Raw genomic sequence first — 6,532 nt, forward strand, 5'->3', positions numbered from 1 at the left:
CTCGACGCCCGCGACCTCCTCGGCGGCTTCGGCGGGTGCGCCGGTCTCGGGCTTGCCCTTGCCCTGCACGGGCGCCGCGCGCCGGTCGATGCCGGTGGCATCGGCGGGCGTGTCGGGGGCGAGCACCGGCTTGCCCGGCGTCGGCTCCACGTCGACGGCCTCGCCCGACTGGCGGCCCCAGGGCGCGCGCAGCGGAACCTCGGTGCCGTCGATGCGCTTGATCGTGTCGCCGATGTCGGCGGCGAGCCGGGCCGAGGCGTTCAGCGGATCGCGCCCCGCGACATGCTCCATGAGCGAGGTCGGCCCGCCCAGCGGCTCGGAGGCATAGCGCCCGTTCTGGGGCCCCGGCGTCGGCACGCGGCCCGCGGCCATCTCGTCGATGATGTGGGCGAGCTTCTCGGCGGTCAGATCCTCGTAATAGTCCTTGCCGATCTGGACCATCGGCGCATTGGCGCAGGCGCCGAGGCACTCGACCTCCTCCCAGGAGAAGCGCCCGTCCTCGGAAAGCTTGTGGGCCTGGTTCGCGATCTTCTCCTTGCAGACGCCGATCAGGTCCTCCGCGCCGCAGATCATGCACGACGTCGTGCCGCAGACCTGCACATGCGCCACCGAGCCGACCGGCTGGAGCTGGAACATGAAGTAGAAGGTCGCGACCTCGAGCGCGCGGATATGCGCCATGCCGAGCATGTCGGCCACGGCCTCGATGGCCGGACGGGTCAGCCAGCCCTCCTGCTCCTGGGCGCGCCACAGGAGCGGGATGATGGCCGAGGCCTGCCGCCCCTCGGGATACTTGGTGATCTGCGCCCGCGCCCAGGCGTGGTTCTCGGGCGTGAAGGCGAAACTCTCGGGTTGCTCGGGGTGAAGCCGTCTGAGCATGGCACCTGTCCGTCGGTCGTCGGTTCGGCCTCGGGTTGCCAGATGGGGGAGGGAATGTCCATGCGCGGAACGGCGCATGGCCGCCCGCGCCGGTATCAGCTCGTCAGCGCGCCGCAGGTGGTGAGCCGCGCGGTGCCGTCGCGCCCGATCCTCAGCTCTCCGCGCTCGACCAGGAGCGGCCCGGCGCGGAAGCTGAAGGCGAAGAGCCCCCGGTCGAACGCCTCGCCAAGGATGGCCGCACGGTCCCGCCCCGCGAGGTCGAGCCCGAAGTCGAGCGCGATGAAGCGCAGGATCGCCGCGTTGAAGTCCGCCCGGTCCTCGCGCCGCACCTCGCAGCCGTAGGAGCGGATGAGGAAGGCGAGGTAGTCGGCCGCGTCCTCGTCGGAGGACTGCGAGAGATAGTCGAGCGCCCGGGCCGGCTCGGCCGATGCGGGAAGGGGTGCGGCAAGCGCCAGCGTCATGCCGGCCACGAGCCCTGCGGCGGTTGCCCGCCCGGGAAAGGTGATGCGCATGTGGAAGTCCCAACCGGCGGGCCGCGCCTGGTTCCGGCGCTTCACCCGCGTCCCATTACTCGACGTCCATCCTTTCGGACGAAACGAGTCGGATCAAGCCCCGACGGCCGATCTTGGGGAGGGGGTGCGCTTCGGCCACATCATCTGACGCGGCCGACGCGGCGGTTCACCGGTCCACTTCCCCGAACACGATGTCCAGCGAGCCGAGGATGGCCGAGACGTCGGCGAGCTGGTGGCCCTTGCAGAGGTAGTCCATCGCCTGCAGGTGCGGGAAGCCCGGCGCGCGCAGCTTGGCGCGGTAGGGCCGGTTGGTTCCGTCCGCCACGAGATAGACGCCGAACTCGCCCTTGGGCGCCTCGACCGCGCAGTAGACCTCGCCCTCGGGGACGTGGAAGCCCTCGGTATAGAGCTTGAAGTGATGGATCAGGGCCTCCATCGAGGTCTTCATGTCGCCGCGCGAGGGCGGCGTGACCTTGCCGCGCGCCAGCACGTCGCCCTGGTTCGCGGGATCGCGGAGCTTGGCGCAGGCCTGCTTGATGATCTTCACCGACTCGCGCATCTCGGCCATCCGGCAAAGGTAGCGGTCGTAGCAATCGCCGTTCTTGCCGACCGGGATCCTGAACTCGAACTCGTCGTAGCACTCGTAGGGCTGCGCGCGCCGCAGGTCCCAGGCGAGGCCCGAGCCGCGCACCATCACGCCCGACATGGCCCAGTCCTGGATGTCCTCCTCGGTCACCACGCCGATGTCGACGTTGCGCTGCTTGAAGATCCGGTTCTCGGTCAGCAGGTCGTCGATGTCGTCGAGGACCTTGGGGAAGTGGTCGGCCCAGGCGTCGATGTCGTCGATGAGCGAGGGCGGAAGGTCCTGGTGCACCCCGCCCGGCCGGAAATAGGCCGCGTGGAGCCGCGCGCCCGAGGCCCGCTCGTAGAAGATCATGAGCTTCTCGCGCTCCTCGAAGCCCCAGAGCGGCGGGGTCAGCGCGCCCACGTCCATCGCCTGCGTGGTGACGTTCAGCAGGTGGTTCAGCACGCGCCCGATCTCGGAATAGAGCACCCGGATCAGCGAGGCGCGGCGGGGCACCTTCACGCCCGTCAGCTTCTCGATGACGAGGCACCAGGCATGCTCCTGGTTCATCGGCGCCACGTAGTCGAGACGGTCGAAATAGGGCAGGTTCTGGAGGTAGGTCCGGCTCTCCATCAGCTTCTCGGTGCCCCGGTGCAGGAGCCCGATATGCGGGTCGCAGCGCTCGACGATCTCGCCGTCGAGCTCCAGCACGAGGCGCAGCACGCCGTGCGCCGCCGGGTGCTGGGGGCCGAAGTTGATGTTGAAGTTGCGGATCTTCTGCTCGGCCGTCTCGCGGTCCTGCGTGCCGTCCGCGTAGCGGTCCTGCCGGATGTCGCCGTCCATCATGGCTGCCTATTCCTTGTTCAGACGCGCTTTCGTGCGGAAGACCTTGGTGAGAAGCTTCCAGGACCCGTCCTCGTTCACGAAGCCGAGATGGTCCTCGAAGCGCGTTCCGGGGATGTCGACCCAGAGATGCACGCGGGCGATCTGGTCGCCCATCACGTCGATGTCGAGCACTTCGTAGGAGGCGGGCCCCTCGCCGGGCGAACGGCCGCGCACGCGCTCGATGAAGGAGGCCTTGTCCCAGTAGGTCGGCCCCTCGGGGTCGATGAGGTTCATGTTGAACCGCTCGTGGCACATCTGCTCGAACACCTCGGTCCGCGCATACCACACCGCCTCGCAATAGGCCTTGGCCTGTTCGAGGATCTGCGCGTGCAGTTCAACGGTGCCCTTCATGCCTTCTTCTCCCCTTCGCGGCCGGAGCTGCGGCTATCGTCTGCGTCAACCCTTGGCTTCCGCCTTCTCGTCGCCAGGCAGCATGTACTGCGCGCCCTCCCACGGGCTCATGAAGTCGAACTGGCGGTATTCCTGGACCAGGCTGACCGGCTCGTAGACCACGCGCTTCAGTTCCTCGTCGTAGCGGACCTCGGTGTAGCCCGTCGTCGGGAAGTCCTTGCGCAGCGGGTGCCCGCGGAAGCCGTAGTCGGTGAGGATGCGGCGCAGGTCCGGGTTCCCCGAGAAAAGGATGCCGAACATGTCGTAGACCTCGCGCTCGTACCAGCCGGCGGCGGCGTGGACCTGCACGATGGAGGGGACCACGTCCTGCTCGCGGACGGCCGCCTTCACCCGGATGCGGTGGTTCTGGTACATGCTGAGGAAATGATAGACCACGTCGAAGCGGCGGTCCCGCTCGGGCCAGTCGACGCCGGTGATGTCGATCAGCGTCGAGAAGGCGCAGGCGCGGTCGACCTTCAGGAACTCGACGAAATCGGCGAGCTCGGCGAGCGCCACCTCGAGCGTCAGTTCCCCCCGCTCGATGCTGTGCCCCAGCACCGCGTCGGGCTGCCGCTCGGTGATGTGGGCCGCGAGTTCCCTCAGCGCCTCGGTCATGGCTCGTCTCCTGTTGCCGCGCGCATGGCGCGGGTCAGCGCGTGATGGTGCCGGTGCGGCGGATCTTCCGCTGCAGCTGGAGGATGCCGTAGAGCAGGGCCTCCGCCGTGGGCGGACAGCCCGGCACGTAGAGGTCCACCGGCACGATCCGGTCGCAGCCGCGCACCACGGAATAGCTGTAGTGGTAGTAGCCCCCGCCGTTCGCGCAGGACCCCATCGAGATCACGTAGCGCGGCTCGGGCATCTGGTCGTAGACCTTGCGCAGCGCGGGCGCCATCTTGTTGCAGAGCGTGCCCGCGACGATCATCAGGTCCGACTGGCGCGGCGAGGCGCGGGGCGCGGTCCCGAAGCGCTCGAGATCGTAGCGCGGCATCGAGGTGTGCATCATCTCGACGGCGCAGCACGCCAGCCCGAACGTCATCCAGTGCAGCGAACCGGTGCGCGCCCAGTTGATGATGTCCTCGGTCGAGGTGACGAGGAAACCCTTGTCCTGCAGCTCGCGGTTCAGCGTCTGGGTGGCGACCTCGCGGTCCGCCCCGGCATGGTTGGGATTGGTGGCGACGCCCATTGGCGGCTCCCTTCGGTCGTTCGGGTTCCAGATACGGCCCCGGGCCGCCCCGGTCAACGCCGCGCGCGCCGATGTCGCGCCGCCCGCCCGCGACACCGGAGCGCGCCGGGGCGGGTTGCCCCGCCCGCCCGCGCGGCAGGATCGCACGAAACGCGGGCGATGACGCTGAGGATGCCTCCACGGCACGACGGCGGCAGTCGATGTGGGGTTCCGGGGCCGGTTGGACCGCAAGATGCGGACCCGTCACTCCCAGTCGAGCGCGCCCTTCTTCCACTCGTAGGCGAAACCCACGGTGAGGACGGCGAGGAAGACCATCATCGACCAGAACGCGGCCATCGAGATGTCCGGGAAGGCCACGGCCCAGGGGAACAGGAACGCGATCTCGAGGTCGAAGATGATGAACAGGATCGACACGAGGTAGAAGCGCACGTCGAACTTCATCCGCGCGTCGTCGAAGGCGTTGAAGCCGCATTCGTAGGCCGACACCTTCTCGGGGTCGGGGTTGCGCACGGCGACCACCACGGCGGCGAGGATCAGCACGAGCCCCAGCGCGATGGCAAGGCCCAGGAAGATCATGATCGGCGCGTAGTTGGACAGAAGCTCCTGCATGAGCCCTCCCTCGGGATCTGCCCCGGCCGCACGGCGCTTGCCCCGGCGGATCCGGTCGTTGGCCCCGGTCTAGCGCCGCCCCGCCACAGGGTCAACGGGTGCGGGGGTGCGGCAAATCGGGGACGCGGCGGGCCGAACGGGAGGCGGCGGGGACATCCCCCGCCGCCGCGATCAGCCTAAAATCGGGCCGGGATCAGTTCCCCGATGCGCTTTCAGCACCACCCGGAATGAGGCGGTGGATCACGCCGGTATCCGTCGCGGCATAGAGGTTCCCGTCCGGCCCGAGCACGAGCGAGCGGAAGCGCGCAGGGTCCATCGGCAGCGTCATCTCGGTCACGTCGATCACCGAGAGGTCGTCGTCGAGTTCCATCACGTCGATGCGCTGGCCGATCGGCGTCCCGCCGAAGCCGATGCCCATGTAGCCGACGACCATGTGGCCGTCCCACTCGCCCCATTCCTCGCCCTGAAGGAAGGTCGCGCCGGTGATGCCCTGGGAATAGTTGTTGTTCTCCCAGATCGGCGGCATGGCGTCGGGATAGGTTTCGAAGTCGGTCATCGGCATGAAGGCCGCACGCTCGTAGCGGTTCATGCCCTCCTGCTGGTTCGGCATGTAGCCGCAGTAGTCGTCCGGGCACTCGCCCCGCCCCGCCATCTCGTCGCGCGGGTCCCAGCCGCCGTTGCCGCCGGGCTCGAGCGCGGTGATCTCGTCGGAGTGCCAGGGCCCGTGCTCGGTGATGATGGGCGTCCCGCTCCCGGGGTCGAAGGTGATCCCCTGAACGTTGCGGTGCCCATAGGTGAAGATGCGCGGGTCGAAGCCCTCGGGCGTGCCGTTGTCCGGCGCGGCTTCTCCCTCGGTCGTGATGCGCAGCACCTTGCCGCCGAGGCGCTCGGGGCTCTGCGGCAGTTCCTCGTTGTGGTTGTCGCCCGTCGTCACGTAGAGGTAGCCGTCCGGCCCGAAGCGGATGCGCCCGCCGTTATGCGCGCCCGGATCGCCGAAGGGATGGTCGGTCGGGTCGGTCTTGTAGGGGATGTCCTCGATCAGGTCGGTACGCTCGGACAGCTCCGTGAAGTCCTCGTTCACGGTGAAACGCAGCACCCGGTTCGTCGGCGGGTCCGACATGTCGGAGGCCGAATAGACGTAGACGTGCCGGTTCTGCTGGAAGTCGGGGTCGAGCGCCACGCCGTTCATCCCCGCCTGCCCCTCGCAGAAGAGGTCGTCGGCGGTCATCGCGTAACCTTCGCTTCCGCCCATGCCGAGGAGCTGGTTCACCTCCCCGTCGCCGGTGCGGACGGACAGGCCCTCGCAGAGCTCGGTGAAGAACATCGTGCCGTCCTCGAGGAAGGCCATGTCCCAGGGAATGCCGAGCCCCGTCACCACCTCCTCGTGGCCGAGGCTCGTCGTGTTCATCCCCTGCGCGAGCGCGGGGCCCGTGATCGCGGTCGCGGCCATGAGGCCCGCGGCGAAGGTCGTGGTTCGGTGCATGGTCATGGAGGTCCTCCCTCGGTCGTTCG

At 68.6% G+C, this 6,532-nt stretch carries 8 protein-coding genes; all 8 read right to left on the reverse strand.

The window, feature by feature from the left end:
- Positions 1–876: NADH-quinone oxidoreductase subunit NuoE (gene nuoE / locus ACTS11_RS00260; RefSeq protein WP_442638349.1), on the reverse strand; the 876-nt coding region annotated here is incomplete at its 3' end.
- 95 nt (positions 877–971) lie between these two features.
- On the reverse strand, positions 972–1,433 hold the full coding sequence (locus ACTS11_RS00265; RefSeq protein ID WP_442638350.1) for a hypothetical protein: 462 nt from the start codon (positions 1,431–1,433) through the stop codon (positions 972–974).
- A gap of 121 nt (positions 1,434–1,554) precedes the next feature.
- Positions 1,555–2,799: an NADH-quinone oxidoreductase subunit D gene (locus tag ACTS11_RS00270; protein WP_442638351.1), complete on the reverse strand. Its 1,245-nt coding sequence runs from the start codon at positions 2,797–2,799 to the stop codon at positions 1,555–1,557.
- A 6-nt stretch (positions 2,800–2,805) separates the two neighbouring features.
- Positions 2,806–3,189, reverse strand: a complete 384-nt coding sequence (locus ACTS11_RS00275) for a nuclear transport factor 2 family protein (protein WP_442638352.1) — start codon at positions 3,187–3,189, stop codon at positions 2,806–2,808.
- Positions 3,190–3,234: 45 nt separating this feature from the next.
- The gene (locus ACTS11_RS00280) at positions 3,235–3,843 is read right to left on the reverse strand and encodes an NADH-quinone oxidoreductase subunit C (protein WP_442638353.1); all 609 of its coding nucleotides are present in this window, start codon (positions 3,841–3,843) and stop codon (positions 3,235–3,237) included.
- 34 nt (positions 3,844–3,877) lie between these two features.
- Positions 3,878–4,411: a NuoB/complex I 20 kDa subunit family protein gene (locus ACTS11_RS00285; RefSeq protein WP_442638354.1), complete on the reverse strand. Its 534-nt coding sequence runs from the start codon at positions 4,409–4,411 to the stop codon at positions 3,878–3,880.
- Positions 4,412–4,654: 243 nt separating this feature from the next.
- Positions 4,655–5,020 (reverse strand): NADH-quinone oxidoreductase subunit A, encoded by a 366-nt coding sequence (locus ACTS11_RS00290; RefSeq protein WP_442638355.1) that lies wholly within the window; start codon positions 5,018–5,020, stop codon positions 4,655–4,657.
- Positions 5,021–5,213: 193 nt separating this feature from the next.
- Positions 5,214–6,532, reverse strand: a 1,319-nt coding sequence (locus tag ACTS11_RS00295) for a PQQ-dependent sugar dehydrogenase (protein ID WP_442638356.1), incomplete at its 5' end; no start/stop codon positions are given.

The sequence above is a fragment of the Roseicyclus sp. genome, from assembly GCF_052168335.1.
Taxonomy (GTDB): Bacteria; Pseudomonadota; Alphaproteobacteria; order Rhodobacterales; family Rhodobacteraceae; genus Roseibacterium.

Coding starts and splice junctions, on each gene's coding strand:
- ACTS11_RS00270 (WP_442638351.1), bottom strand. CDS start 2,799: ATGATGGACGGCGACATCCGGCAGGACCGCTACGCGGACGGCACGCAG.
- ACTS11_RS00275 (WP_442638352.1), bottom strand. CDS start 3,189: ATGAAGGGCACCGTTGAACTGCACGCGCAGATCCTCGAACAGGCCAAG.
- ACTS11_RS00280 (WP_442638353.1), bottom strand. CDS start 3,843: ATGACCGAGGCGCTGAGGGAACTCGCGGCCCACATCACCGAGCGGCAG.
- ACTS11_RS00285 (WP_442638354.1), bottom strand. CDS start 4,411: ATGGGCGTCGCCACCAATCCCAACCATGCCGGGGCGGACCGCGAGGTC.
- ACTS11_RS00290 (WP_442638355.1), bottom strand. CDS start 5,020: ATGCAGGAGCTTCTGTCCAACTACGCGCCGATCATGATCTTCCTGGGC.